Below are 23,823 nucleotides of genomic sequence, written 5' to 3' on the forward strand. Positions count from 1 at the left end.
ATATAAAGTACCGCCGTTAACAACCGGTAACATTGCTCTAACAAAATGCAAAGGGCTAATCGAAATGCCGTAGCCGTACGACATAGTAACACTCGTTAACTCATTCCATCTTTTCTCGGAAGGAAATAACGGAGTACCTCGTTCAGGTAATTCTATTTGTAACTGATCTAATAGACCTAATTTCTTTAGGTATTTTTTAAAATTGCTTTTACCGATTTCAAGCATAATTTGACTTGTGCCAATATTTGAAGAATATAGAAAAATCTCAGGTACACTATGCCATCCTTGCCTTGGCGTATAATCCTTAAGCTGGAATCCTCCTACTTTCATATAGCTTATATCATAAGCATCATTCATATTTATTGCACCGGTATCAAAGCCGACTGCCATAGTTAATGCCTTAAACACCGAACCCATTTCGTAAATGCCGAGACTTGCTATATTAAACAGCTCTTCCGGTTTGGCTAAACTCGGATAATGCGGATCGAAATCAGGCTTATTTACTAATGCTAAAATCTCGCCATTATTTGGATCAGCAATAATGCCTACTGCTCCTATGGCCTTAAATTGCTTTAAAGTTTTATCAATCTCCTCACTTAAAATACTTTGTAATCTGATATCAATAGATAATTGAAGCGGTTCTTTCCGATTCTTTGGTTCGTTTAATTCATAATCAGAATTAGTTAAATACTTATCATACGCGAGCTCTAAGCCACTAAGCCCTACCGAGTCTCTACCTACATAACCGACAACATGCGACAATAAATTAGAAAAGGTATAAATTCGTTTCTGCTCTTCTTCAAATTCAAAACCAAGTAACCCAAGACTAGTTATCTTTTCTTGCTGACTAGGTAGTAAATCCCTTTTTACCCATATAAAGCTTTTATTTGACTTAAGTTCTGCAAGTAATTTAGCTTTATTAATATCAGGTAGAATTTCTGCTAGCTTTTTTACGGAAGTGTCAGGATCAAGTACTATTTGTGGATTAGCAAATAATGAGGCAGAAGGTAGATTCACTGCTAATAAATTACCGTTTCGATCAACTATTTCTTTTCTAAATTGATGATTTTTTTTAAAGGAATTAATATTTTTATCGTAAACATTCGTAGCAACGATTATCAATCTGTAAGACAAAGTACAAAAAAGAAAAGAAAAGCCACAAATAACCATTAATAATCGGATTTTTGTATTTTTACTACAAACATTCCAAATTATTAAACTTTTAATTGCAGGTTTCCATTTTTCCAAAATTTGTTTCATATGTTATTTATGGTGTTTCAAACACTAATATTTCCGCAATCCTTATGTCATTCCCGCGAAAGCGGGAATCCAGTACTTTAAAACCTTTTCAAAACTTGATTTGAAAAGTAAAAAATCTTTACAATCAAGATTTTTTGAAAAGCTCGATTTATCTCGCTTTACCCTAGATTCCCGCCTACGCGGGCATGACATCGAACGCTTTTTCCAAGCCATGCAACAATCCTACCAAGATACGAATATCAACTTCAAAAAGAGCAAGGAATCCACAAGACGAGGAACGGAGCGTATACTTAATACGTGAGTACCGCAGTACTTTGTAGGATGACGTAGCCAATTTTTGAAGTTCATCGAGTATCCTTCACTCTACTCGAAACAGTCTGTATATACTTATTATTTGTAATTCTTTTGTAACGCCATTTACTACTCTTGGAAATACTAATATTATGATTAAATTTAATATTTTGATCGATATTTGGCCCTAACGGATCTTTTATCATTTGATAAGATTTAACTGTTTCTAATTTTAAATAAGCCGCCGCAAGTTTTTCCAATCTAGCTGGCAAAAGTAGATAAGCTTGCTCTGCTTTTAAAATATGAATATTATTATTCTCACTATTTATCTGTTTTACAACGCTACTTAATTGATAATCAAGAATTGAGACTCGCTCCTTTATGCTAAACAAACTACATATTGCTATAATTGTTATCAATAATGTTAAATAGTGAAGCTTTCTTATACTCATAATTAATTACTCATATATCGCTTTTGCTGCTCGAAGTTTTGCCGATCTCGCTCTAATATTTAGCCCTACTTCTTTATCTGACGGTGCTAGAGCTTTGTTAGTAATAATCTTAAGCCATTTATTTGGATCAATCGTCATGTCGTCTTTAGCATATTTTGATCTTACTACCGGCTTTTCCGAATTTTCTTTAAAGAAATTCTTAACTATCCTATCTTCTAAAGAGTGAAAAGACACCACAACTAAACGTCCGTCTTTCTTTAATATATTTTTTACATTCACTAAAAACTGCTCTAACTCCCCAAGCTCATCGTTTACATAAATCCTAATGGCTTGAAAGGTTTTAGTTGCAGGATCAATTTTGCCTTTTCTAAATCCTATACTACTTCTAACAATCTCGGCTAACTTGCCTGTACTATCAATTCTCGCCGTTTTTCTATATTCTACAATTCTCTTAGCAATTCTTCGTGAAAAGCCCTCATCTCCGTATTTGTAAATTACGTCAGCTAGCTCTTTTTCCTCTGTCGTATTTACAAACTCCTCAGCACTAAGCCCTTGCCTGCTCATACGCATGTCGAGTGGTCCGTCATGCAAAAACGAAAATCCTCTATCTGCTATATCTAACTGCATTGATGAAACGCCTAAATCCAGCACTATCCCATCAAATTTTTTTTCCTTAAGCTTTGCAAAACTATCCGCAAAATTCGTTTCTACAAAATCAAATCTCTCACCGTAATTTTGCTGAATTTCTTCGGCTCTTTTAATCACGTTTGGATCACGATCCAAGGCTGTGACATAACAGTTACAGCTTGCTAATATTGCTTTGCTATATCCTCCTGCTCCAAACGTACAATCTAAATAAAACTCACCGTCTTTTGGGCTTAGGGCTTTTAACATTTCATTTAGCATTACAGGCACGTGAGATTGTATCATTAATGAGCATTCCTTAGAGTTAACCGCTTTTCATGAGCAATTTTTTGAGCGGCATTTAAATATTTCTCAAAATTCTGCGGCTGCCAAATCTCAAAAATCACCCCTTTACCTACAAAACATGCTTGCTCTTCGATTCCTGCATGCTTCATTAAAGATTGCGGCAATATAACTCTTCCCTCCCCATCAAAGGAAAGTTGTACAGCTTCCCCGAATATAATAGTCTCAAACGCATCACGCTCCTCGGAATAAGGATCAAGCGTCTCTATCATCTGCCTTAATTTCTCGATATGCGAAATACCGCACACCTCTATACAATTATTCCTAATCGACGGATAAGCAATTACACCGTTAAATAATTCTTTCCCTAGTACCGCACGGTAATTCGCCGGCACCGACACCCTACTCTTTTTATCAACACCATTTACATACTTAGATAAAAATACATTCATTGGTATAATTTGGGTTAGTTTGGGATTTAATGGAAAATTATAGGATATTATAGGCATATCAAGGAGTCAAGGGTTTTTAACAAGGATGAGTTAAATTATTAAGATGTCATACCGTGGCTTGACCACGGTATCCAAAAAAAACAATTTAAAATACTAATAATATTAGTATTTTATAATGGATTCTGCGATCAAGTCGCGGGATGACAGAGGGGGAATTGATCCACACAACAAAGCTTAATCCAATGATTTTATGGATTTTTTTTCAGTGATTTTCACCTTAACAATTCATATTATTTAATATATTAATTTAAGGTAAATAATTATAGTAATTTTATGGCTAAAGTTAGAGAAATAGAAACGAACATGGCTACTCTAATAACAGAACAAACATCTTCTTATGATACAGGTATGGTGTCTGGATGTTACCTTACTAGAGCAAGACAACACCCTAACTCCTATTTCTTCTTCCAATTTTATCCCTAGCATTAGTTTATCGGCCATTCAAGATTCGTTTAATTATACAGTTCTACATAAGGCTATTTACCGCAAACTTTATGATATAGCTGAATTTTTACTAGAAAAAGGAGCTTCAACAGAGTTAAAAGATTTAGATAGGTATACACCTTTTCAATTAGTTATTCATGAAGGCTACACAGAAATGGTTAAATTACTAATAATATATGGAGCAGATCATTGAGATAAAAAACTAATAGAATTAGTACCCGATGATAAACCTGAATTAAAAGCTTTTTTAAGCCTTGCAATAGCGTCTCAAAATAATAATTCTAGCACAATAGATAATTCTCTTGTGACCACCTAAAGGTATAGAAAAATTAAATGATACTACAAATTTCTATACCGGTTCAAGAATATCTAAAATTGTTGTGGTTGCTGATGAAAATCCTGAAGAGTTGGGACCTGAATTAGCTGGTGAAGTACATGAATAGGTTTCTTAAACATACTCAATAATGACCTATAGAACTATTTTAATATAGGTTAATTTAAAAAATATTGACTTATTAATTTTTATTATGTTTTATTTGAAATAATTATTGATTAATGTTAATAATGATTTTATTTTTTCATAAATAAAGGTTAATTATGCCGCAACTTAAAATAGGTATTTTTAAAATACATAAATATTGTAAAAATATAAAAACTACAACTCAATCAAACTCTAACTATCCCCTAAAGAAAAAAACTACTGAAAAAAAATTAAATCCCAAGGTAAAGTATATAAATATGATCCCAACCAAGATATTTGGACACCGGATACTGAACTTCTTGGAACAGATTATGACACATAATTATAAATCTAGCATTCTTGACTAAATATATATTGTGAACAAATGCTAAGTTTGAGCTTTAAAATCTAATTTATGTTTAATTTACCTATTGATAATATTATCGTATTCATATACCTAATATCTATTCTACTTATTGGTATATATTACCGAGCTAAACATAGTAGTTTTAAGAACTATGCAAATGTTGAAAGTACAGCGCAAAATAGTAAGCTGTTATTAATAGCTACGATATTTGTAAGTTCTGTCGGAGGAGCCACCACTTGCGGCATTATGGAAAAGGCTTTTTTGGGGCATGAATATTATGCTTACGCTCTTATACTTACAATACCTATAGATATATTAATTGCAATCTATATAGTGCCTTTAATTGCCAAACATTACGGAGCTGAAAGCATCGGCGATATCCTGAGTACATATTACGGTAATATAGGTCGTTTTATCGGAGGGGTTAGTTCGGTTATCGTTTCAGTAGGGTTTTTGGCTGCTCAAATAAGCGTAAGCGGCTATATTTTTCAATATATCTTAGAAATAAATGATGTAAATGGGGTAATTTTAAGTTATAGTATAGTACTTATATATACTACAATAGGCGGTTTACAATCTATTGTTTTTACTAATTTACTACAATTTTTGGCGATGATAATCGCTATACCAACCATAACTTTTATCAGTTTAAATAAAATCGGTTTTGTAGATTTTATTAATAACCTACCTACGGAAAATGCAAATTTTGATCAGAGCAACCTACTTTCTTATACAATTGCAGCAGCTTTAAGCTTTAGCGTCATGAATCTATATCCTACATTTATTCAAAGAGCTTTAATTAATAAAAATCCTACGCAAACAACTAAAGCAATATATGCAAAATCCGCTATATATTTTTTCTTCTTGATTTGCATTACTTTAAATGGTTTAATTGCTTATAAGCTTTATCCAAATCAACCGTCAAATTTAGTATTACCTTATTTAATCAACCAAATCATCCCAACTTTAATTCAAGGGGTAGTAATGAGCGGACTCTTAGCTGCCGTTATGTCTACTGCTGATTCTGATTTAAACGTTACTTCTATAGCTATTGTTAAAGATATAATCAATCCTATTTTTAAGGTTAAAAATCAGCAAAAATTATTATTAATTGCTCGAATGATTAACGTTATAACAGGAAGTTTTGCAATAATTGTAGCTTTAAAATTTAGTAATGTAATTGACTTAGTAGTATTCTTCACTGGTTTCTGGGGACCGGTAATATTAGTACCGTTAATAACAACGCTTTTTGGTATCAGAACATCTAAAACTATAATGGTCTTATCATCACTTGGCGGAGCAGCTACCTTCTTAACATGGGAATATTATTCTTTATCGTTGCAATATTTCAACCTTAGAGGAGTGTTTATAGGGACGATGGTGAGTCTTGTGATATTTATTCTAGGATGGTGGTATTCTAATGTCATTATGAGGAAAGTCATATAAAATATATTATCTATTTACTTGAAGTTTTAAATAATTTAATATATTAACTCAAGGTTAATAATTGAATTATGAGGATTTTATGTCTAAGCAAAATAGTATTGAAGGAACATATAGCATAATAATTCCTATTGAAGACGAGAATGGGAGAATAAAATTTAAGTTTAATTCACGTGATAACGTTAATGGCAGCACTTTAGCTGATATAGCTACGTATTCAGAAAATATGCGCAATATGTATTACTCTACATAAGCAAAAAAAATGATGCGGTTAACTCTTTAATGACAGGAGCTTTAAATTATTCTATTCATGGTACAATGACTCCATATTATCCTGACTTAACTAAATTTAATATTAATGATTTATCTCAGAATGATGAACCTACATTAATAGGCGAAGCATGCCAAGAACTTAAAGATCCTATTGAGGATATAAAAAGCTAGCCTTATTGCATGAATCCAGAAACCCGCTCGATGTCATTCCTGCGGAAGCGGGAATTCAGTGACAAGTAGGATAAATCGAGCTTTTAATTTTTAAAATTTAGTATGTCTAGATTTTTTAGTGACTGAATTCCTGCCTCCGCGGGAATGACATCGCGACTTATACAACTAGGTTTTTCATGAGTTATAATATTAGTTTTTTCTGTGCAAAACATTAAAAATCATCTCAGCAAGTGACTTGTTAATACCATTTACTTTAGCAAGCTCATCTATGGTTGCGTCGCATACTGCTTTATACGAACCAAAATAATGCAGTAATGCTTTTTTACGAGTTTCACCTACGCCCTCTATATCGTCAAGACTTGATATTTTTATAGCACGTGATCTACCTAGTCTATGATTCTTTATGGCAAAATTATGTGCCTCATCTCGCAAGATTTGTAAATATTTCATAACCGGCAAATTCTTATCTAGAGTAAATACTTCCTTACCTATCACATGGAACTGTTCAAAACCGGCATTTCTATCTACTCCTTTTGACATACAAACAAAAGGAATATTCATTTCAAATTTATCCATCACCTCTTTAACGACGCTTAAATGCCCTTTGCCGCCATCTATAATCATTAAGCTTGGCAATTTATGTGGCTCTTGCCTTAACCTTGTAAGCCGCCTTGTTAGGACTTGCCGGAGCATCTCATAATCGTCACCTTTTATGTCACCCCCACAGTTCTTTATGCCATTCCCGCGAAAGCGGGAATCCATTAACCTTTTTGGATCCCCGCTTTCGCGGGGATGACATACGAGAGAGGGAGCATTGACATTAAAAACCCGATATTCTTTTTTATCAAAACCAACTTTACCAGCAACTACCATCACTCCAACCGCAAACTTACCTTGAATATGGCTATTATCATAAATCTCAATTCTTTCAGGAATTTCAGAAAGACCAAATAGCTCTTTAATTTCAAACATAATCTCTTGATTTTTTGCAAATTTCTTCAAATACTGCTCTAGAGAAAATAAAGCATTTGTCTCAGCATTTTGAACTAATTTAGCCTTACCGCCTTTATTAGGTACTGTAATATTAAGCTGAAGTATATTGTTGATTTTCTTAATCGCCTCTATCACATTCTCTTTATCATTAATTTCATGATTACTTATAATTGCCGCAGGCACGTGTTGTTTTTGGTAAAATTGTAATAAAAAATATTCTAATACTTCTTCTTTGGTACTATTTTTGGTAGAAGTAGGAAAATAAGGAATATTACCGCATGCTTGCCCTGCCCTATATAAAAACACTTCCACGCAATAATGCCCGTTCTTTTCCACAATAGCGATTATATCTGCGTCTTTAACGACATCTGAAACCCCTGCCTTAAGCTGCACATAACTAAGTGCTTTAATGCGATCTCTAATTTCTGCCGCCTCTTCAAAACGCATCTGACTACTTAGCTCTTCCATCTTTCTAGATAGGTTCTCTTGGAGTGCTTTAGTGCGACCTTGTAAGAAATCTTTAACCTGAGTTACTAAGTCTCTATAGACTTCCTTGTTTATTTTACCGACGCAAGGAGCATAACAACGTTTTATTTCATATTGTAAGCAAGGGCGAGTACGTGAATTAAAGTAATTATCCGTGCAGGAACGTAATTTAAAAATTTTTTGTAGTTCGGTCAAAGTAGTGTTAACTTCTGCACTCGAGGCAAAAGGACCAAAAAACTCCCCGTCACTTAGAGTTTTACCTCGATATTTTAGTAATTGTGGGAAATCATGATCTAAACGTAACTTAATGAAAGGAAAAGACTTGCAGTCCTTAAGAAGAATATTAAATTTCGGCTGAAATTTCTTGATTAGCTGTGCTTCTAAAAGTAGTGCTTCAACTTCGGAATTAGTGATGCTATACTCTAAAAAACAAGTATTTGCAATCATCCGAAGCGTCTTATTATCTAAATCGCTTTTAATATAATTAGTAAGGCGTTTCTTTAAATTTTTAGCTTTACCGACATAGATAACTTGTTTGTTAACGTCAAACATTCGATAAACCCCTGAACGCTCAGGAGCATCTACAAGTTTAGATTTAATTAACTCACTTCCGGTAATTTCTAGGGTCATGTGTATAGTTTCCTATGTCATTCTTAGCTAAAAGCCGGAATCCAGAAAAAATAACCTTAATATTGATATAAAAATTACACATTAAACCTAAAAAAACAAGTTTTTTATAGGTTTTACTGGATTCCCACCTTTGCAGGCATGACATAGAAGGGTGAACCATGCAACAATAACCTTCAATTCCCCGTTTTATTATACGGATTGTCATTTGCAACTTTAACATTCACTATTTTTCGTGTATTGTCATCAAAGAAAAAGGTTATTTTAAACTCATCTCCTACATTTAAATCTACTTTTGGGTCATAAAGCATAATATGCATGCCACCGGGCTTAAAATCAACATTAATATTACCGGCAATTGAAAATGGATAATCCACTTTTACCATTTTACTAACCCCTTGATCATTAATTGTTTGATGAATTTCTATTCCACTTATCTTATCTGAAGATATATTCACTAAATTATAACTCTTACTTCTACTATTTATTAATGTAAAATACATAGCAGAATTGCTAACTTTACCTTGCACATTTGTTGTAGGTCTTGCCCAAGGCTGTGCAAAGTGAACGGCTACCTCTGCAGGTAAATCATCGGGCTGATCAGAAGAAGAATTTGTAGAATTAGGATTTTGAGCTGTTTGGTTATCAGCATAGCTTACTGCACAAATTAAAGTTATAAAACTAATTAGTAATGTTTTTAGCATAATAATACCCTTAATAAATTAAAATGAAATATTAGCATAGATTAAATATAAATCTAGTTTTTTAAAAGATATTTTTTGTACAATTCTTGTGGTAATCTCTCTATAGCATAACGAACTGCGGTTCTTGGCATTTGTAAAGTATAGCGATCCAAAAAATCTATTAATTGTTTTTCATCTTTTTTTCCTGCTTCACGTAACATCCAACCTACTGCTTTATGCATTAAATCATGTTTATCGTTTAAGAGTAATTTTGCTATTTCAAAAGTCGTATCTAATGTATTATTTTTGATCAAATACCAAGTAGCAACTATAGCTATTCGTCTTCCCCACAGAATTTTCGATTTTGTTAGTGTAAAGAGATAATCCTTTTCTTTATCCCATAAATAAGCTCCGATTATATCATGAGCTGATGCATCCACTCAATTCCAATTATTTACGTGTTTTATATTGTTTAAATAAAAATTATACAAAAACTCTTTATCTTGTGCTGTCTGATATTGCATAATCAAAATAGCTAACGCTAAAAATCTCTCTTCATTAAATTCTTAAGTAATAAGTCGGCTTAAATCCTCCATATCCAAATTATAATAACTTTATTGTACGTAAAGTCGGCACGGTAACACCAATAAATCGGTCATGCTCTCCATACTCTCCTTCTCTAGTTTTCAAGAATAGCGTTCTACGTTCTACAGGAATAGTAGCATTCTCAAGTAAAATATTTCTAATTTGTTGTAAATTTTCTCTCATGTTCAATAAGCCATTTTTTACGATGTAATCCCCCGCCATAGCCTCCAAGTTCGCCATTGCTATTAATAATACGATGACAAGGAACAATGATTGCTAACTGATTCATACCATTAGCATTTGCAACAGCTCTATAAGAATTAGGTTTGCCCAAAGCTTTAGCCTGATTTAAATAGCTTCGTGTTTCAACGTAAGGTATATTAATTAATTCTTGCCAAACCATTTTTTGAAATGGGATTCCTAAAAGCTATATAGGCGTATTAAATTTTTGTAAAGTACAATTGAAGATCCTCTTCAATCATTAAAATCGGTTCAGTGCTTCCAGGAATAATAGCAGATTCTGTCTTAATCCTTAGCCTCTCAATTTCACACTCCAAACCTCTTCTATCAACAAACTCTAGCAAATAAAGCAATTTTCCATCACTAATTGCCAGCATAGAACCAAGAGGCGTATCTAGCCAAGCGGATTTTAAACTCATTATTTTACCCTAAATATGATTTCTTAATATTATAATATTGATTTTTTATTTAACAATTTTATATTTTTAAAACTAACAATTTATAGGAATTACTATGATAAAAGCTCATGTTTTTAAATATTCTCAGGTAATTTTAACCAAGAGGGAGCTCGCTATAATAAAATTTAGCGAATACAGTGGACTAAGTATACCGGATATTGCTACTATGGCAAAAGAAGAAGACAAACCTACCATTTCTTATACACTTTCATACAAACTTGGTAACTCAGGTGAGAGAGAATTAAAACATTATACAAAACATTTTTTAGCAGCTCGCGATTATGATACCGGTATGGCATATGGAAGCTCAAAATGACTATGACTAAAACGCTTTAGACATATTAGGAAAATATTACGATAATACGACTACAGATATTATATAAATATTGATAGCTTAAAAATTCTACAATAGCGCATTATGCAATAATTCGCTATTTGCGTTATTTAAGCCAAATCATTTAGCTTCATGATCTTTAGCAAAATCAATTAGGCTTTCCACAACATCAAGAAAATAATCATCAAGTGAATTTCTCATTTCATTTAAAATGAAAGTGTTTTTTGTCCAATGAACAATTATTTTCTGCTTAATGAATAGGTATCAAGAGCAATTTGAATGGCATTTTCACGCTGATTTTGATCTTTTCGATTCTGTAAGAAGCTAAGTGATTTTCTATAAAAAGCTATTATTGTTTTGTCAGTGCCGAGTTCACTTAGCACATCATTTTTAAATTCAGCTCTTATTTTTTTAACTCTATTTAAAAGATCACTATCCGATAAACGTTTATTATGATGCTGTATTATTGTGTTATTTATAAGGGTAGAAAATTTTTGATAAAAGGCAGGATCGATATTGATATAATCCTTAATAGTATCTTGTATTTGATTAGCCATATCCATGACCGTGATATCTGTCCTTTTGATAAGTTGTTCAAACATTTCATCGTTAAAAATGTTAACCGTTTCAGTTTTAGTAATATGACCGGCAATAACATGCTCATCAAGCAACTTCATGATTTGAGCGGTATATATTTTTTTTATCCGGTTTTTCTTTATAATGCTTTTCCACTATCTCTTTGAGCTTATTAAATTTTATTCATATTGTAAATTAACTCGTTCTTTTTCTTCATAAAATTCATAAGAATTAGAAGCTATAGACATCAGATTTTTAAATTTATTCAACAAGGAATAAAACTTATTGCGTATAGCTTCATCGGCTAAATGCTGTTTGAGCTGTTCAGAACCCAAATCGTTAGGCACATTTATAAAAATATTTTTAATTTCTTGTAGTAACGGAAAAAGTGCTTTCAATTTATCATCTACAAAAAATATAGCATCTTCTAAATCTTCTCTATCAAAATTGTTTAAACCATAATTTTCATAAAATTGATGTGCTTGTTTTAATTGATTCGACAACCCTACATAGTCAATTATGTAACCGTATTCTTTAGTGTTCCCTTTTTCTTCAAATAGACGATTCGCACGAGCAATTGCTTGTAAAAGATTATGCTCTTTTAATTCTTTGCATATGTAAATAACTACATTACGCGGTGCATCAAAACCGGTTAGTAATTTTGAAACTACAATTAAAATTTCAGGATCATCGGAACTTTTAAATTTTTTAATAATTCTATTATTGAATTTTGCTCCATATTGTTCCCCCATGTTTTTTATAAATTTATCTACTTCATTTTCGCTTTCAATATCTTTATAACCGTCCCGGTCATCAGTAGAAGATATAACAACTTCAGAACTTACTTGTCCTATATCATCTAAAATTTTTTTAAAACGAACGGCAATTAATCTAGAAGGAACTATTAACATACCTTTTAAACCCGTGCCTTTAAACGTTTTTAAATAGTGCGTTGAAATATCAAATGCTTTGGCATAAATAGCTTCCTTTGTTTGAACAAGCATCTTTGAGCGACTGAATCTTGTTTTCAAAGCTGCTTTTTCTTCTTTATTTAATCCATTAGTAATCATATCAAAATATTTATCAAGCAATGATTCATCTTCAAGATATTGCCGAATAATACGCCCTTCATAAAATAACGGTATAACCATGTTATCTTTTAACGCATCTTTTATAGTATATTTATGAATTAGCCCACCAAACTTTCTCATAGTGTTTTTTTTGTTCTTTTAAAAGCGGTGTACCGGTAAATGCTATATAACAAGCGTTAGGCAAAATAGTTCGCATGTTATCTGCTAAATCACCGTATTGAGTACGATGACCTGCGTCAATAAGAGCCAAGATCTTGTCGTGAGAATCTTTACAATAATCTTCAAGAACTATTTTAAATTTATTAATTACCGTAGTTATAATAGATACATCGCTTCTAATTAATTTAATTAGCTCTGCCGATGTAGTTGCAAGTTTAGGTTCAAGTCCACAAGCTTTAAAAGTACTTTCGATTTGTCCGTCAAATTCAATTCTATCGGTTATAATTATGATACGTGGACTCGCAAGATTAGCGGATTTTATTAGACATTTGGCAATCATTACCATTGTTAAAGATTTGCCCGTACCTTGCGTGTGCCATATTACCCCACCTTTTCTAATGTTATACTTTTCACGTTCTCCTACCCTTTTTATATTTGCATGCGTACCGAAAAATTGATGATGACGAGCTATTTTTCTTACATCATTATCAAAAACACAAAAATTTTTAACTAAACCAAGTCATCTTTCAGGACGACATAGAGCATAAAGTACTTTATCTTACTCGGTAGGTTCTACGCTACCTGCTAATTGTTGTTTATCAAAATAATTTCTACAAGCAGCAAAATCACTGGCCTAAAAAAGATTTTTGACCTCTTCAGTTAACGGCTTGTTAATTAAATTACGTATAATATTGATATTTTGTTTTTTTCTCCCTCTTCTCACCAAATACTCCAATATTTGTCCGAGCTGCCTACAGTAGCATATTTCACTTCATTTTTATTTATAGCAATTAATAATTGAGCATAATGAAAAAGATGCGGTATTTCATCTGATTTTTGATTACGTATATGCTGAGATATAGCTTGATCTAATGACTCGATAGGCAATTTACATATCAATTACTACAAAAGGTATGCCATTAACGAATAATACAATATCACATATACGTATACTACCTTTACGTATGATTCTACCGGCATTTCAAAAACAGCATGATAAACATTATTTTTAGGCGTTATACCTACAATACTATCGGGAAAGACTGAATCAAAATCAAGTATTGCAGTAATTCCTATGTTAGCTGCAATTGCTAATACAATAGTTCCTTTAGGAAATAATCTACTTACTTTTAAGCCTTTTTCGTTTAAAGTCTGTTTATAATATCTAACGTAACTACTTGACTTAGGTATATCACCAGTTTGGATAAAAGGAATTTCACCACCGTAATATCTAGGTCATTTCTTGGACGAATAGAAAACTTACCACGTTGAATATAAGCTATCTCTCCAAGGGTACTCTTGAATCATCCTTTAACAACCCCAAGCTCTTTTAGATGAATATCCAGCTGTGAACGTATATTTACTAAATCTTTTTCGAATTATTGGATTTCTTTTTGCAGTTCTGCTATGTTAACTTCTTCCTCATTCTCATATGTATCAATATAACGGGGAATATTTAAATTATATTTATTTTCACGAATTTCTTCGATATTTGCTTGATGAGAATATTTTTCAATGATTTTTCTATTTTTATAAGTATCAACAATTTTATTAATATGCTCGTCTTCTAAAAAATTCTGCCCTTTACCTGCGTTAAAAAATCCACTAGCATCGATAAATAATATATCTTTTCGCTGTTCGTTTTCTCCTTTCTCTTCTCTTGAGCGATCAAATACTAAAATAGCAACAGGAATACTAGTTGAAGTAAAAAGATTAGCAGGTAGACCAATTACTGCATCTAATAGATTATCTTCGATTAAACTCTGACGAATTAAACCTTCACTTTCCCCACGAAATAATACGCCGTGCGGTACTACTTATAGCAGCACGTCCACTCCGCGGCTTAGTGGTTTTAATCATATGCAAAATAAAGACATAATCTCCATTACTTTTAGGAGAGATACCACGCTCAAAACGATTATACTCATCATTAGCTGCGTTTTCATGCCCCCATTTTTCTAAACTAAAGGCGGGTTAGCAACAACTATATCAAACTCCATAAGCTTATCGTTTTCAAGTAACGCCGGATGATTTAGTATATCACCCCAATAAATATGTGCTCCGCCTTCCGCATGTAAAAACATATTCATCTGTGCTAATGCCCATGTTGTATTAGTCATTTCTTGACCGTAAAGTGCATAATTATCATTCTCTACTTCTTTAGCCGCTCTAATTAATAGTGAACCGGAGCCACAAGCCGGATCACAAATTGTATTGCTGGACTCCGGAGCAGCAAGCTTGGCAAGTAAAGTTGATACGGCAGCAGGAATATAAAATTCTCCGGCTTTTGTGCCTGCATCTGAAGCAAAGCGTGATATTAGATAAATATAACATTCGCCTATAATATCTGCACTTGACTCTATCGGGACTTAAATCTAATTCCGGTTTGTTAAAATCTTCTAACAGCATTTTTAAACGACGATTTCGTTCTTTAATCTTACCTAAATTATATTCTGAGTTAAAATCGACACGAAATACTTCACCTAATTTAGCAGAGTTCTCCTTTTCTATTTTGTTCTAAAGCTTCATTTATAAGTTCACCGATATTAGATGCTTCTCGTTGTCCGAAAACATCATAAAAATTTGCACCTTGCGGTATTACAAATTGTTCTCGTTTTAATTGTTGTTCGGCTCTTAAAGGTTCGTCTTTATATTTTTCTTCATATTTTTTTGCATGCACTTTCCAAACATCTGAAATATATTTAAAGAATAGCATTACTAATATGTAATCTTTATAATTTGCTGTATCCATCACACCGCGAAAAGTATCACAAGCAGCCCAAGCAGCACTATTTATTTGATTTTGTTTTACTTGATCAAGCATATCTTTATTTGATTTATTTTATCTAGTGATAGATTATATAGGTTAAAAATTGCAAAACAACCAATCTAGTTTTCATAAAAATAGATGGTAACAATTATTTTTCAACTATATGTTTGTTTATAGCTCAAAATTAATAATAAAATATTTAGTTATAAATAAAAACTTACTTAATTTAAAAAATTAGTTTATTTGCAGCATATGGAATTTTTAGAAAATTTAGAAAGGTTGGAAAGCCTGAAGATATTTGGTGGAGACAAAGGGGTTCAAACCTACGACCTTCTGTGTGACAAGCAGAGGGTCTATTTTTATATAATTCGAGAACTATCATAATTTTTTCTTATTTACCCCCTGAAATCTTAATAGTTATAACGTTTTAATCAATTTTATTCAAATAATCCTTGAATACTATTTTAGATTGCCTTATCTAGCAATTATTATTAAATTCCAAGTCAAATTTTGATTAATATGAATTTTTTTGCAATGATGTTAATTTATTAACTAATCTGTTTTTAGTTAGCAATGCCATAATATTTTTTAAAATTAGGACTTGCATATCCTTTTTAATCGAGTTATATCAGTCAGCTTATGGTTAAATATAAAATTTAAATTAAAGAATAATTATGACTAATGACTCATTTAATTTTACACATAGCGAGCTTATTAAAATTACAATGCCCAAAGAAAGTCAAGTAAAATATAAAGACGATAAATTACAAGGCTTAGTATCATAGCATCTTATGGCGGTAGTAAAACTTTTTATTATGGTAAAAAAATAAACGCTAGGTACAAATTAAAGTGGATAGGACGCTTTCCAAAATTATCAATTGCGACAGCACGAAAGAAAGCTACTGAATTTAAAGAGGAAATTGCTAGCGATGACAACACAAGTAATTTATCGAAAGAAGAAGTAAAAGCTATGTTAAACTTTAAAACACTATTCGACAAATATATAAGTGATTATGCACAATATAAAATAAAAAGATGGAAAGATATTATTGCCGATATGAATAGACAAGCAAGTCATTTGTACGAAAAACCAATAACAGATATTACAAGGGAAGATATACAGAAAATTTTTAATGACTTAACTAAGGCTAAAAAACTTAGAACTGCAAACGTAGCAGTAGAAAGGTTTACAAGAATATTTAATAAACTTATTACATGGGGTTTTCTTGAAAAGAACCCTATATATGATGATAATATAACACTTAATGATGAAGAAGAACGAGTTAGATACTTATTAGAAAAAGAAATACAAGCTTTTTTTTAAGCATTAAAAAATGCTATACCGTTAATGAGAGATTATGTTTGTATTTCTCTTTATACTGCCGCTAGGAAAGGAAATGTATTGGCAATGGCGTGGAAAGATATTAATTGGGAAAAAAAGACTTGGGAAATTCCAAATACTAAAAATGGGAAACCGCATGTAATACCACTATTGCCACCAGCTATAGATATATTAGAAAGAAGAAAAAAAGAAGCCGACACAAAAGAAATAATTATCGAGTGGGTATTGCCAAGTCCTAGAAAAAGTAAAACAGGTCATTTACAAGAACCTAAAAAAGCTTGGAACAAAATTATTAATAAAGCAAAAATAGAAAACTTGAGAATACACGATCTCGTAGAACCTTAGCCAGCTGGATGGCAAGTGAAAATATTGATACAAATATAATAGGTAAAACTCTTGGTCATAAAAGTATTAAGCCTACTCTAATTTATGCAAGGCTTAATGTTAAGGCAGTAAGAACCCACATGGAACAAGCACTAGAGAGAAAAATACCAATTATTCAATAATGAATATTGTGGCACTTATAACGATTTTTAATAACTTTTAGTTTATTTATATTAATTATCGCTATTTTGTTCTATAGACCAAATATATTTAATATAATTTTCAATTTAAAGCAAAAATAATACTGGATTTATTAAATTACCTGAACTAAATATAGGTCCGGTGATATTGCATAAGGTAATATAAAACATAGAAATTAGCTAAAGTCGACAAACCAATCTAATTCCTACGCACCATTTGAACAATCAAAACAGTGAAGACATATCATGACAAAAAATAATACCCCACAATCAAAACACAAAAAAGCTAACCCTAATAATTCAAGAAATACTTCTAAAGTGACCCAAAAATCATATAATAGCTGGGAACACCAAACAAAGCTTTTACCGGTAGTCGCTAGCTTAAAATCCTTAATGGAAGGTGGTAGCGGCAGAAACCATATACAAGAAGATAATTCAGAAAGTGATTGTGATATTCATAAATGTATGATTTTACAAAATGAACTAAGAACCACACAACATGAAGTCATGACTTTAAAAACCGCACAACATGAATTTACTTCACGTTACGTAGGGGAACTGCTTTGTTTTTATGAAATGCTACACAGTGATATTACTGAATTCTTAAAATTAGAACGTAATCAAGAAAAAAGCCTTAATTTAACAAACATTAAAAATACTATAGAAGCACTAATAAAACATAGTAACAAATTAATTACTTTCACTAATACTTCGTCAAATACTAATCCTTTATTACATAAAAAGATTACTTCTAAAGAACTCTTCTATAATAGATTTAATGAAACAGGAAGCAAAGGAAAAGAATTTAAGACTCAGCTATATACCTAAGGATATACCTTATACTATAGTTGGGGATTATTATAAGATTAGCAATATATTAAAATATTTAATCACTAATGCAATCGAATATAATGCTAAGGGTGCTATTACAGTAACTGTGAATCCATTTGATAAAGCGCACCAAGAAGTAAAATACGATAAGCCCAAAGAAGTTGTTTTAGAATTCATAATAAAGTCGACCACACCGATTCTATCTAAAGAGGAAGAGCAACTTATATATTGCTATAACAAAAATTCCGTTTCAATTTAAACATAGCTATAGTAAAACAGTTAGTAAACGAAATGGGCGGTGAGCTTGATGTTATAAGTACCGAAAAAGAAAGCACCGTTTTTGTTTGTTTTTTACCTATAACTTTACCGTTTATTGATAATATAATTAACGAAATAGAATAAATTAAAATTCTTAGCAGAGGATAGAAACTGATTATTTAGTTTCTAATCCTCTGTTTATGTGAAATTTGTCTGAAGAATTAATATAAGCTAATAATTTTTATATTTTTCTTTAACCAATAGCAAAGTAAAAGTACTATTTAGATTACCTTTAATTTAGGGTGTATTTAAGCTTCTTTATCCAAATAAATCCTTTGAATAATCAATTTTTTCATCACTTAATATAAAGCTTTTTTCTGTTATAGACTTTGAAGGAGCAGGATATTCTTGATAACTAACTTCTTTATTCTCTAATTTTTGTAATCTAGTAGTAATTAATGCATTTATTTTATTATTCACTGGTAAAGATAAATTCCTAGTTATTGAGGTGATGTCTTTAAGATTCATTTTTTCAAGAAGTAATTCTGTTATGTCAGTATCACCATTGCTAACAGCCCAATGTAATACAGTTTGACAATGCTTATCAACTGCATTTAAAAGTTGTGATAATTTATTTAAATCAGTGCTAAGAACGCTTAATAGTTTTGTAACTATATTTTTATTACCACTATGCACTTCTAAATGTAAAACGACATAGCTGTTGCTATCTTCAGTTGATTTGATAATATTTTCGAAATCCATTGCTTCAAGAAGTAATTTTGTTATATTTGTATTACCTTTGCTAATCGCTAAACGTAATGCAGTTTGACACTTTCATCAACAGAGTTTACAAGTTGCAACAATTTTTCTGTGTCACTTAAAAAGCTAAACAATTTTTGAACTATTATTAAATTACTATTTTGTACTGCCAAATGCAAGACAGTATATTTATTACTATCTTTAGTTGGTTAATAATAGCGTCATTATTCATATTCTCAAGAAGTAACCCAACTATTTCAATGTTTCCTATATCAATAGCCATATGTAAAGGAGTCTTGCCCATCTTCATCACATATATCGGTAAATTCTGAAGCAGTCCTCAGCACTGGCTTAACTTTTTCTATACTATTATCTTGTACGGCTAGGTGTAATAGATTTTTCTTAATTTCTCTTTTTAAAATATACTACCTTATTTATCTTTTTGTTACAACTACTTAAAGTTTATTTAGATCTTGTAACAGTGATTGAATTGCCGGTTGATTACAAAATGTTTCTACTTCAGTTAGCAATCTATCAAACTTCTGTAATTTTGCTAAAGTCGTAACACCTCTCTTTTGTGCAAGATTAGTATTACCTTTATATTTTGTTAATAAATTAATTGTTTCCTCTCTACGAGCAGCAAATGAATCTTGCAATTCACGCATGTTTATCTCATCATATGGTATTAAAATATTAACTGCTTTTTGATTTGATAAAGATTTTATACGATCCAATAGGGTTGCTATATTATTAATACCTTTTTGTTGTTCTTCGTTTAATTTAAATGCAATTTAAACTGTAACATCTGTGCAATCTCTTGAATTATTTGTTCCTCTTCCAACAGGTATTGTTGGATCAGATTTATAAAATTTTTGCTTATTACCGTGAATATTTTGTTCTATTTCTATGGTGAAAGGTGGGATTAGGTTAGGAAATAGAGATGGCCCAAGAAATTTATAACAAAGTTTTCTAATGGATTACTAAAAATGAAATTATTTGGATCAATTAAAGTGACTATATTATTTTCTTTTTTCAATAAACATACAGTATGAATGCTAGCAGGAAAACCAGTAATATTATCTATTTGTATTTGCTGAGTACCTAGGTCTCTTTTAAAAAAATCTACTAATACTACGTTATTTGGAAAATTACCTGGTCCAATCCCAATAATAGAACTTGCAGGACCTGTAAGCATTAATTCATGCAAGGCATAAATATATCTTGTTCAATTTGGGTTAATCCTGAGATTGAGTTAGGTAATATATGACTGTTCAAACTTACAGGATCTGAAGGATCAAATTTTATTGCAAAACGTATAACATATAGATTTGAATATCCATTCTGCAGAATATGTTCTTGATATTCTTTAATAATAATAGGCTCTGTTCCTCCTACGGTTGCTGTTATCGGAGTATTAATTACTGCATTCATTGTTCTAGGAGTAATAGATGCAGATTCATATTGTGGCACTGGAGTAGCCACTGTTCCATTAGTACCAGTAGAACCTGTAGAATGAGTTGGAAGCACTCCTACTAAGCCTTGGTGATCTACGTAAAGTTTATACTCTCCATCACTTAATACAGCTACTTTTGCATAAATATTGCTACAAAACGCTTCAAATACTTTTGAATCATTTAAACCTATCAAATTCTTTGGAGTCTTTTCATTCTTTATTTCAATAATTTTATTATCTTCACTAATATACGCTAAAACTTTTTTAATTATCGGAGAATAAATAAGGTGGATTTTTTGTCCATTAATGGCGGTTAACTCCTAATTAATGGATTTTCTTCAGAAGATGATATATTATTAAGTGACGTATGTGGAATCGAATTTATCTTATTTAAAGTATCCAATATATTAAAAGAATTGTTTTCTATATATAATTCTAATGTGGCGTCTTTTTGTTCAATTTGAGATTCAAAATCTAATATATTTTGTTACTCTTTTAGGTACATAATTTATTTATCATATATTTATCGTACCACTAATAGAGTAAAGTAAATTTTTTTGATAATTCTGTTGTCCGCACTACATCTCGGCTAGCTACTTCAGCTTTACCTCCTGGCTCCTTATATGTCCCGGCATTATTAAAGCCAACGCTCATCTGCATACCGAACATCCGTGCTTGTATTACGTCCTGCAAACTCTCAACTACTAAATTATTTGTAGTACTTACTCCCCTTGATACCTACATACCAAATCTTACAGAGTCAAGATTTTGTAAATTTTTCTTTAAGTCTACCAGCGATGTGCTTGCTACTAGCTTTCTTATATCGCCTGCTATCTGCATAGTCTGAGTGCCTAGCTGGTATAAATTTAACGCCTGATCTAGAACATCAAGCCATTGCGTACCATTTTTATGTATTAAGTGATTGGCAAGTTTTGCCGTATAGCTTAAATCTTCTTGCATGCCAATATGTATGCCAGCTTGCATTGTAGTAGATAGAGGATAATTATATATAGGATTTAGCTGTCATTGCCTATTATATCGACTTCGTCCTCTAAATAAGAAGCTATATGATATTTTAGGTCAACAGGCAGTAGATTAAGGATTGGACTTTCTTCTAAAGATTTGTCTACTAATTTAAAAATGAAGTATGATCTTTAAAAGGATTTTCAGTTTGATCAGAGCTATAAAAAAGCTTATAATTTTGTCCTATAAATAAATTTAATGCCTCTTTATCTATTGCTTTATATTTATCTGCAATCTCCTTTATTTCTTCTAGCGTATAATTATTAGATAAAATTTTAACAAATTCTTTATGAGGTAGATTAGCCATTTTTGCTAACGTATTTATATCTTGGAAACTCATTTTATCTTGATAATGATTTGTAAAAGTATATTGCTCATTTTCATAGATAAAATTCACTTTAGCATTTTGCCCCAAAGTTATAGGCATAGAAGGATATTCTTCGTCTAGTATTCTAAGAGCAATGCCTTGATATATCTCTATTACAAGAGAATCATAAGTGTTCAACTCTACAATTTTTATAGAAGAATCCTCGTCTACAATCAATTTAAAAGGTCTGTTATTAGCATTTATTTCTAAAGCTCTATTAGTTATATTAAAATTAACACGTGCATTATTTATGTCTATACTACCTAAGCCATTATAGTAATTCATAGTATCGGTGATACCTAAAAAATATTACTATTAGTATCTAAACTAAAAGAGTGAGTAATATTATCACCTATAGTAACGCCAAGCCAACTATCAAGACCCATGCTTGCTGCTCCCTTTGCATTTATATTTTTTGTTGTACTACTCATATTATGTCCTTATTTTTTTGTTAATTTATAAGAAAATAATATTAATAAGTCAATAAGTTGTATTTAATAATTTATTATTCTCTTCACTGCTATAATTACTGAGTTCTAGCAAAACTTCGTGTATTTCTTTCTCAAGTAAATAGTAACCTAAGCTTTTGAGTATGTAGATTATTGTTTTTGCCTAGATTCTGCTGTTGTAAATACTTCCCATAACCAATAGTAGGTACAGAATATTTTTTTAGCAAGACATGGAGCGAAAATTAAAACAAAAGGAACATTCAAAGTTTTTACTAAATTTCAAAAAGCCTTGAAATCCTTATTGGAAGTGGTGGAGGCAAAGGGAATCGAACCCTTGACCCTCTGCGTGCAAAGCAGATGCTCTACCCCTGAGCTATGCCCCCGATTATTTATTGGCGAGGTTTTTGGAAGTGAAAATATTAAGATAAGCTTTTAACTAATCCCCAAGGTAATGGCTGACCATTGCTCCCTACGACTAAATCTCCGGAAGATTCATATTCGGCAGCTAGAAAAGACTTTTGAGCAGCAATAAGCTTGACCGGTTTGATTTTCTGACCGTTATGAAAATATTCTTTAGCCTGTTCCCTAGAAGTCGGGTTATTTTTGGAGGCTGTTTTTGCTTTAGACATATACTATTAACTTTTTCTTAAACTTGTGAAAAATATAAAACTTTTTCCTAAACTTGTCAATAACTACCGTGTCGATAAATAGACATTGCCTAGAAAAAGTTGATAATTTGAAAAGTTTACGTCATTGCGAGGAAAATTACAAAGTAATTGACGAAGCAATCTAGTAAAATGCCTAGCATTTTTATTATTTTTCTGGATTGCCACGCTCCTTACAGTCGCTCGCAATGACAATTTGGTATCCATGCAACAGGAGCCTACAGCCGCTTACAATGACGGTATCAACGATTTCTAGGCAATGTCTATAAATATGTTAAGATATCTCAAAACATCATTATTCTTCCGTTATTACTTCACTTTCACCGACAAATACTATTTTAAATTCTACTTTTGCGTTGATATCAGCACCATATGATACTAACAGCTTATATATTTAATCATCCTTAATATCTTTAGAAGTACATCGAACGTTTTTAGCAACCGCATGCAAAGGTATTCCTCCGGATTTTCTTTGATCCACCTCAGCTCCGTTCTTAAGTAATAGTTTTGCTACATTAAAGTGCTTACCGCTTCATATAAAGGTGATCCT

At 31.6% G+C, this 23,823-nt stretch carries 32 protein-coding genes, 1 tRNA gene and 5 pseudogenes; 8 read left to right on the plus strand and 30 right to left on the minus strand.

Annotated features, from left to right (window positions below; all coding sequences use genetic code 11):
- From RGRA_RS0105550 to mraZ, 4 genes are all read right to left on the minus strand, one after another.
- Positions 1 to 1,260, minus strand: a 1,260-nt coding sequence (locus RGRA_RS0105550; protein ID WP_024547351.1) for a peptidoglycan D,D-transpeptidase FtsI family protein, incomplete at its 3' end; no start/stop codon positions are given.
- A gap of 344 nt (positions 1,261 to 1,604) precedes the next feature.
- Positions 1,605 to 2,003 (minus strand): cell division protein FtsL, encoded by a 399-nt coding sequence (ftsL, locus tag RGRA_RS0105555; protein WP_017442345.1) that lies wholly within the window; start codon positions 2,001 to 2,003, stop codon positions 1,605 to 1,607.
- Between the two features lie 6 nt (positions 2,004 to 2,009).
- On the minus strand, positions 2,010 to 2,933 hold the full coding sequence (gene rsmH / locus RGRA_RS0105560; protein ID WP_017442346.1) for a 16S rRNA (cytosine(1402)-N(4))-methyltransferase RsmH: 924 nt from the start codon (positions 2,931 to 2,933) through the stop codon (positions 2,010 to 2,012).
- Positions 2,933 to 3,382 carry a division/cell wall cluster transcriptional repressor MraZ gene (gene mraZ / locus RGRA_RS0105565; RefSeq protein WP_017442347.1) on the minus strand — a complete coding sequence of 150 codons (450 nt, stop codon included), beginning with the start codon at positions 3,380 to 3,382 and terminating at the stop codon, positions 2,933 to 2,935. The genes rsmH and mraZ overlap by 1 nt, the downstream gene beginning before the upstream one ends.
- Positions 3,383 to 3,779: 397 nt before the next feature.
- Between mraZ and RGRA_RS09165 the strand changes: the two genes are divergently transcribed.
- From RGRA_RS09165 to RGRA_RS12340, 3 genes are all read left to right on the plus strand, one after another.
- On the plus strand, positions 3,780 to 4,079 hold the full coding sequence (locus tag RGRA_RS09165) for an ankyrin repeat domain-containing protein (protein WP_236609825.1): 300 nt from the start codon (positions 3,780 to 3,782) through the stop codon (positions 4,077 to 4,079).
- Positions 4,080 to 4,761: 682 nt separating this feature from the next.
- Positions 4,762 to 6,159 carry a sodium:solute symporter family protein gene (locus tag RGRA_RS0105575; RefSeq protein ID WP_017442348.1) on the plus strand — a complete coding sequence of 466 codons (1,398 nt, stop codon included), beginning with the start codon at positions 4,762 to 4,764 and terminating at the stop codon, positions 6,157 to 6,159.
- A 279-nt stretch (positions 6,160 to 6,438) separates the two neighbouring features.
- Positions 6,439 to 6,600, plus strand: coding sequence for a hypothetical protein (locus RGRA_RS12340; RefSeq protein WP_017442350.1), 162 nt, complete (start codon positions 6,439 to 6,441; stop codon positions 6,598 to 6,600).
- 189 nt (positions 6,601 to 6,789) lie between these two features.
- Here the strand turns inward: RGRA_RS12340 and uvrC are convergent, their stop codons facing one another.
- The 5 genes and pseudogenes from uvrC to RGRA_RS09180 all read right to left on the minus strand — a co-directional run bounded on the left by uvrC (position 6,790) and on the right by RGRA_RS09180 (position 10,633).
- Entirely contained in the window at positions 6,790 to 8,709 is a 1,920-nt protein-coding gene (gene uvrC, locus RGRA_RS0105590; RefSeq protein ID WP_017442351.1) for an excinuclease ABC subunit UvrC, read from the minus strand.
- Positions 8,710 to 8,882: 173 nt separating this feature from the next.
- Positions 8,883 to 9,410 carry a copper chaperone PCu(A)C gene (locus tag RGRA_RS0105595; RefSeq protein ID WP_017442352.1) on the minus strand — a complete coding sequence of 176 codons (528 nt, stop codon included), beginning with the start codon at positions 9,408 to 9,410 and terminating at the stop codon, positions 8,883 to 8,885.
- Between the two features lie 53 nt (positions 9,411 to 9,463).
- Positions 9,464 to 9,829 (minus strand): DNA alkylation repair protein, encoded by a 366-nt coding sequence (locus RGRA_RS09175; protein ID WP_017442353.1) that lies wholly within the window; start codon positions 9,827 to 9,829, stop codon positions 9,464 to 9,466.
- A gap of 163 nt (positions 9,830 to 9,992) precedes the next feature.
- A complete protein-coding gene (locus RGRA_RS0105605) occupies positions 9,993 to 10,157 on the minus strand; it encodes a hypothetical protein (protein WP_017442354.1) in 165 nt (54 codons plus the stop codon).
- A pseudogene (locus RGRA_RS09180) lies at positions 10,132 to 10,633 on the minus strand (methylated-DNA--[protein]-cysteine S-methyltransferase). Before RGRA_RS09180 ends, RGRA_RS0105605 begins: the two are co-directional and overlap by 26 nt.
- 94 nt (positions 10,634 to 10,727) lie before the next feature.
- On the opposite strand from RGRA_RS09180, the gene RGRA_RS09185 reads away from it, so the two are divergent.
- The gene (locus tag RGRA_RS09185; protein WP_017442355.1) at positions 10,728 to 10,988 is read left to right on the plus strand and encodes a hypothetical protein; all 261 of its coding nucleotides are present in this window, start codon (positions 10,728 to 10,730) and stop codon (positions 10,986 to 10,988) included.
- Positions 10,989 to 11,245: 257 nt separating this feature from the next.
- On the opposite strand, the gene RGRA_RS09190 is transcribed toward RGRA_RS09185, so the two are convergent.
- The 9 genes and pseudogenes from RGRA_RS09190 to RGRA_RS13645 all read right to left on the minus strand — a co-directional run bounded on the left by RGRA_RS09190 (position 11,246) and on the right by RGRA_RS13645 (position 15,656).
- Positions 11,246 to 11,683, minus strand: a complete 438-nt coding sequence (locus tag RGRA_RS09190) for a hypothetical protein (RefSeq protein WP_017442356.1) — start codon at positions 11,681 to 11,683, stop codon at positions 11,246 to 11,248.
- A 78-nt stretch (positions 11,684 to 11,761) separates the two neighbouring features.
- Complete coding sequence (locus RGRA_RS14670; protein WP_024547352.1) at positions 11,762 to 12,652, minus strand: type I restriction enzyme subunit R domain-containing protein; 891 nt, start codon at positions 12,650 to 12,652, stop codon at positions 11,762 to 11,764.
- A gap of 27 nt (positions 12,653 to 12,679) precedes the next feature.
- Positions 12,680 to 12,793: pseudogene (locus tag RGRA_RS14395) on the minus strand (hypothetical protein); the annotation flags it as partial.
- Complete coding sequence (locus RGRA_RS0105635) at positions 12,765 to 13,304, minus strand: DEAD/DEAH box helicase family protein (RefSeq protein WP_084520595.1); 540 nt, start codon at positions 13,302 to 13,304, stop codon at positions 12,765 to 12,767. The pseudogene RGRA_RS14395 and the gene RGRA_RS0105635, both read right to left, overlap by 29 nt.
- A 248-nt stretch (positions 13,305 to 13,552) precedes the next feature.
- Positions 13,553 to 13,732: a type I restriction endonuclease gene (locus RGRA_RS14675; RefSeq protein ID WP_084520596.1), complete on the minus strand. Its 180-nt coding sequence runs from the start codon at positions 13,730 to 13,732 to the stop codon at positions 13,553 to 13,555.
- A gap of 3 nt (positions 13,733 to 13,735) precedes the next feature.
- A complete protein-coding gene (locus RGRA_RS14680; RefSeq protein WP_201766282.1) occupies positions 13,736 to 14,047 on the minus strand; it encodes a restriction endonuclease subunit S in 312 nt (103 codons plus the stop codon).
- Between the two features lie 164 nt (positions 14,048 to 14,211).
- On the minus strand, positions 14,212 to 14,604 hold the full coding sequence (locus RGRA_RS14685) for an N-6 DNA methylase (RefSeq protein ID WP_408005784.1): 393 nt from the start codon (positions 14,602 to 14,604) through the stop codon (positions 14,212 to 14,214).
- Between the two features lie 7 nt (positions 14,605 to 14,611).
- Positions 14,612 to 15,195, minus strand: a pseudogene (locus tag RGRA_RS14145) (HsdM family class I SAM-dependent methyltransferase).
- A gap of 125 nt (positions 15,196 to 15,320) precedes the next feature.
- The gene (locus RGRA_RS13645) at positions 15,321 to 15,656 is read right to left on the minus strand and encodes a type I restriction-modification system subunit M N-terminal domain-containing protein (protein WP_024547354.1); all 336 of its coding nucleotides are present in this window, start codon (positions 15,654 to 15,656) and stop codon (positions 15,321 to 15,323) included.
- Between the two features lie 916 nt (positions 15,657 to 16,572).
- On the opposite strand from RGRA_RS13645, the gene RGRA_RS13655 reads away from it, so the two are divergent.
- The 4 genes and pseudogenes from RGRA_RS13655 to RGRA_RS0105670 all read left to right on the plus strand — a co-directional run bounded on the left by RGRA_RS13655 (position 16,573) and on the right by RGRA_RS0105670 (position 18,558).
- Entirely contained in the window at positions 16,573 to 16,926 is a 354-nt protein-coding gene (locus RGRA_RS13655) for a hypothetical protein (protein ID WP_017442361.1), read from the plus strand.
- An 84-nt stretch (positions 16,927 to 17,010) separates the two neighbouring features.
- Positions 17,011 to 17,450: pseudogene (locus tag RGRA_RS14405) on the plus strand (site-specific integrase).
- Between the two features lie 264 nt (positions 17,451 to 17,714).
- Positions 17,715 to 18,296 carry a hypothetical protein gene (locus tag RGRA_RS13670; RefSeq protein ID WP_017442364.1) on the plus strand — a complete coding sequence of 194 codons (582 nt, stop codon included), beginning with the start codon at positions 17,715 to 17,717 and terminating at the stop codon, positions 18,294 to 18,296.
- Positions 18,247 to 18,558 carry a hypothetical protein gene (locus RGRA_RS0105670; protein ID WP_017442365.1) on the plus strand — a complete coding sequence of 104 codons (312 nt, stop codon included), beginning with the start codon at positions 18,247 to 18,249 and terminating at the stop codon, positions 18,556 to 18,558. The genes RGRA_RS13670 and RGRA_RS0105670 overlap by 50 nt, the downstream gene beginning before the upstream one ends.
- 317 nt (positions 18,559 to 18,875) lie before the next feature.
- Here RGRA_RS0105670 and RGRA_RS12610 read toward each other — a convergent pair whose 3' ends face one another.
- The 12 genes and pseudogenes from RGRA_RS12610 to RGRA_RS14415 form a co-directional block, all read right to left on the minus strand.
- Complete coding sequence (locus tag RGRA_RS12610) at positions 18,876 to 19,319, minus strand: ankyrin repeat domain-containing protein (RefSeq protein WP_017442367.1); 444 nt, start codon at positions 19,317 to 19,319, stop codon at positions 18,876 to 18,878.
- 145 nt (positions 19,320 to 19,464) lie between these two features.
- Positions 19,465 to 19,626 (minus strand): hypothetical protein, encoded by a 162-nt coding sequence (locus RGRA_RS14410; protein ID WP_017442368.1) that lies wholly within the window; start codon positions 19,624 to 19,626, stop codon positions 19,465 to 19,467.
- Between the two features lie 145 nt (positions 19,627 to 19,771).
- The gene (locus RGRA_RS13675; RefSeq protein WP_017442369.1) at positions 19,772 to 20,050 is read right to left on the minus strand and encodes a hypothetical protein; all 279 of its coding nucleotides are present in this window, start codon (positions 20,048 to 20,050) and stop codon (positions 19,772 to 19,774) included.
- A gap of 188 nt (positions 20,051 to 20,238) precedes the next feature.
- Positions 20,239 to 20,523: a hypothetical protein gene (locus RGRA_RS13680; protein ID WP_236609826.1), complete on the minus strand. Its 285-nt coding sequence runs from the start codon at positions 20,521 to 20,523 to the stop codon at positions 20,239 to 20,241.
- Complete coding sequence (locus tag RGRA_RS13685; RefSeq protein WP_017442371.1) at positions 20,511 to 20,963, minus strand: hypothetical protein; 453 nt, start codon at positions 20,961 to 20,963, stop codon at positions 20,511 to 20,513. Before RGRA_RS13685 ends, RGRA_RS13680 begins: the two co-directional genes overlap by 13 nt.
- Before the next feature lie 340 nt (positions 20,964 to 21,303).
- Positions 21,304 to 21,462 carry a hypothetical protein gene (locus RGRA_RS13690; RefSeq protein WP_157668034.1) on the minus strand — a complete coding sequence of 53 codons (159 nt, stop codon included), beginning with the start codon at positions 21,460 to 21,462 and terminating at the stop codon, positions 21,304 to 21,306.
- A gap of 45 nt (positions 21,463 to 21,507) precedes the next feature.
- Entirely contained in the window at positions 21,508 to 21,729 is a 222-nt protein-coding gene (locus tag RGRA_RS09215; protein ID WP_134820334.1) for a hypothetical protein, read from the minus strand.
- Between the two features lie 169 nt (positions 21,730 to 21,898).
- Positions 21,899 to 22,444: a hypothetical protein gene (locus tag RGRA_RS0105715; RefSeq protein ID WP_017442373.1), complete on the minus strand. Its 546-nt coding sequence runs from the start codon at positions 22,442 to 22,444 to the stop codon at positions 21,899 to 21,901.
- Between the two features lie 14 nt (positions 22,445 to 22,458).
- The gene (locus RGRA_RS14150; RefSeq protein ID WP_017442374.1) at positions 22,459 to 22,590 is read right to left on the minus strand and encodes a hypothetical protein; all 132 of its coding nucleotides are present in this window, start codon (positions 22,588 to 22,590) and stop codon (positions 22,459 to 22,461) included.
- Between the two features lie 326 nt (positions 22,591 to 22,916).
- Positions 22,917 to 22,991, minus strand: a tRNA-Ala gene (locus RGRA_RS0105725).
- Positions 22,992 to 23,027: 36 nt separating this feature from the next.
- On the minus strand, positions 23,028 to 23,237 hold the full coding sequence (locus RGRA_RS0105730; protein ID WP_004998070.1) for a hypothetical protein: 210 nt from the start codon (positions 23,235 to 23,237) through the stop codon (positions 23,028 to 23,030).
- A gap of 331 nt (positions 23,238 to 23,568) precedes the next feature.
- A pseudogene (locus RGRA_RS14415) lies at positions 23,569 to 23,754 on the minus strand (ankyrin repeat domain-containing protein).
- Positions 23,755 to 23,823: the final 69 nt, after the last annotated feature.

The sequence above is a fragment of the Rickettsia gravesii BWI-1 genome (assembly GCF_000485845.1).
GTDB lineage: Bacteria > Pseudomonadota > Alphaproteobacteria > Rickettsiales > Rickettsiaceae > Rickettsia > Rickettsia rickettsii.

Excerpts from the sequence above, each read along its gene's own strand:
- RGRA_RS0105715 (WP_017442373.1), bottom strand. The coding sequence starts at position 22,444 with ATGAATTACTATAATGGCTTAGGTAGTATAGACATAAATAATGCACGT.
- RGRA_RS14150 (WP_017442374.1), bottom strand. The coding sequence starts at position 22,590 with ATGAGTAGTACAACAAAAAATATAAATGCAAAGGGAGCAGCAAGCATG.
- mraZ (WP_017442347.1), bottom strand. The coding sequence starts at position 3,382 with ATGAATGTATTTTTATCTAAGTATGTAAATGGTGTTGATAAAAAGAGT.
- RGRA_RS14670 (WP_024547352.1), bottom strand. The coding sequence starts at position 12,652 with ATGATTACTAATGGATTAAATAAAGAAGAAAAAGCAGCTTTGAAAACA.
- RGRA_RS09215 (WP_134820334.1), bottom strand. The coding sequence starts at position 21,729 with ATGCAAGAAGATTTAAGCTATACGGCAAAACTTGCCAATCACTTAATA.
- RGRA_RS13645 (WP_024547354.1), bottom strand. The coding sequence starts at position 15,656 with ATGCTTGATCAAGTAAAACAAAATCAAATAAATAGTGCTGCTTGGGCT.
- RGRA_RS0105575 (WP_017442348.1), top strand. The coding sequence starts at position 4,762 with ATGTTTAATTTACCTATTGATAATATTATCGTATTCATATACCTAATA.
- RGRA_RS0105730 (WP_004998070.1), bottom strand. The coding sequence starts at position 23,237 with ATGTCTAAAGCAAAAACAGCCTCCAAAAATAACCCGACTTCTAGGGAA.
- RGRA_RS0105670 (WP_017442365.1), top strand. The coding sequence starts at position 18,247 with ATGAAACAGGAAGCAAAGGAAAAGAATTTAAGACTCAGCTATATACCT.
- RGRA_RS0105605 (WP_017442354.1), bottom strand. The coding sequence starts at position 10,157 with ATGAGAGAAAATTTACAACAAATTAGAAATATTTTACTTGAGAATGCT.
- RGRA_RS09185 (WP_017442355.1), top strand. The coding sequence starts at position 10,728 with ATGATAAAAGCTCATGTTTTTAAATATTCTCAGGTAATTTTAACCAAG.
- ftsL (WP_017442345.1), bottom strand. The coding sequence starts at position 2,003 with ATGAGTATAAGAAAGCTTCACTATTTAACATTATTGATAACAATTATA.
- RGRA_RS14410 (WP_017442368.1), bottom strand. The coding sequence starts at position 19,626 with ATGAAGATGGGCAAGACTCCTTTACATATGGCTATTGATATAGGAAAC.
- uvrC (WP_017442351.1), bottom strand. The coding sequence starts at position 8,709 with ATGACCCTAGAAATTACCGGAAGTGAGTTAATTAAATCTAAACTTGTA.
- RGRA_RS09190 (WP_017442356.1), bottom strand. The coding sequence starts at position 11,683 with ATGAAGTTGCTTGATGAGCATGTTATTGCCGGTCATATTACTAAAACT.
- rsmH (WP_017442346.1), bottom strand. The coding sequence starts at position 2,933 with ATGATACAATCTCACGTGCCTGTAATGCTAAATGAAATGTTAAAAGCC.
- RGRA_RS13655 (WP_017442361.1), top strand. The coding sequence starts at position 16,573 with ATGTTAAACTTTAAAACACTATTCGACAAATATATAAGTGATTATGCA.
- RGRA_RS09165 (WP_236609825.1), top strand. The coding sequence starts at position 3,780 with ATGATACAGGTATGGTGTCTGGATGTTACCTTACTAGAGCAAGACAAC.
- RGRA_RS12340 (WP_017442350.1), top strand. The coding sequence starts at position 6,439 with ATGACAGGAGCTTTAAATTATTCTATTCATGGTACAATGACTCCATAT.
- RGRA_RS12610 (WP_017442367.1), bottom strand. The coding sequence starts at position 19,319 with ATGGATTTCGAAAATATTATCAAATCAACTGAAGATAGCAACAGCTAT.
- RGRA_RS13670 (WP_017442364.1), top strand. The coding sequence starts at position 17,715 with ATGACAAAAAATAATACCCCACAATCAAAACACAAAAAAGCTAACCCT.
- RGRA_RS0105595 (WP_017442352.1), bottom strand. The coding sequence starts at position 9,410 with ATGCTAAAAACATTACTAATTAGTTTTATAACTTTAATTTGTGCAGTA.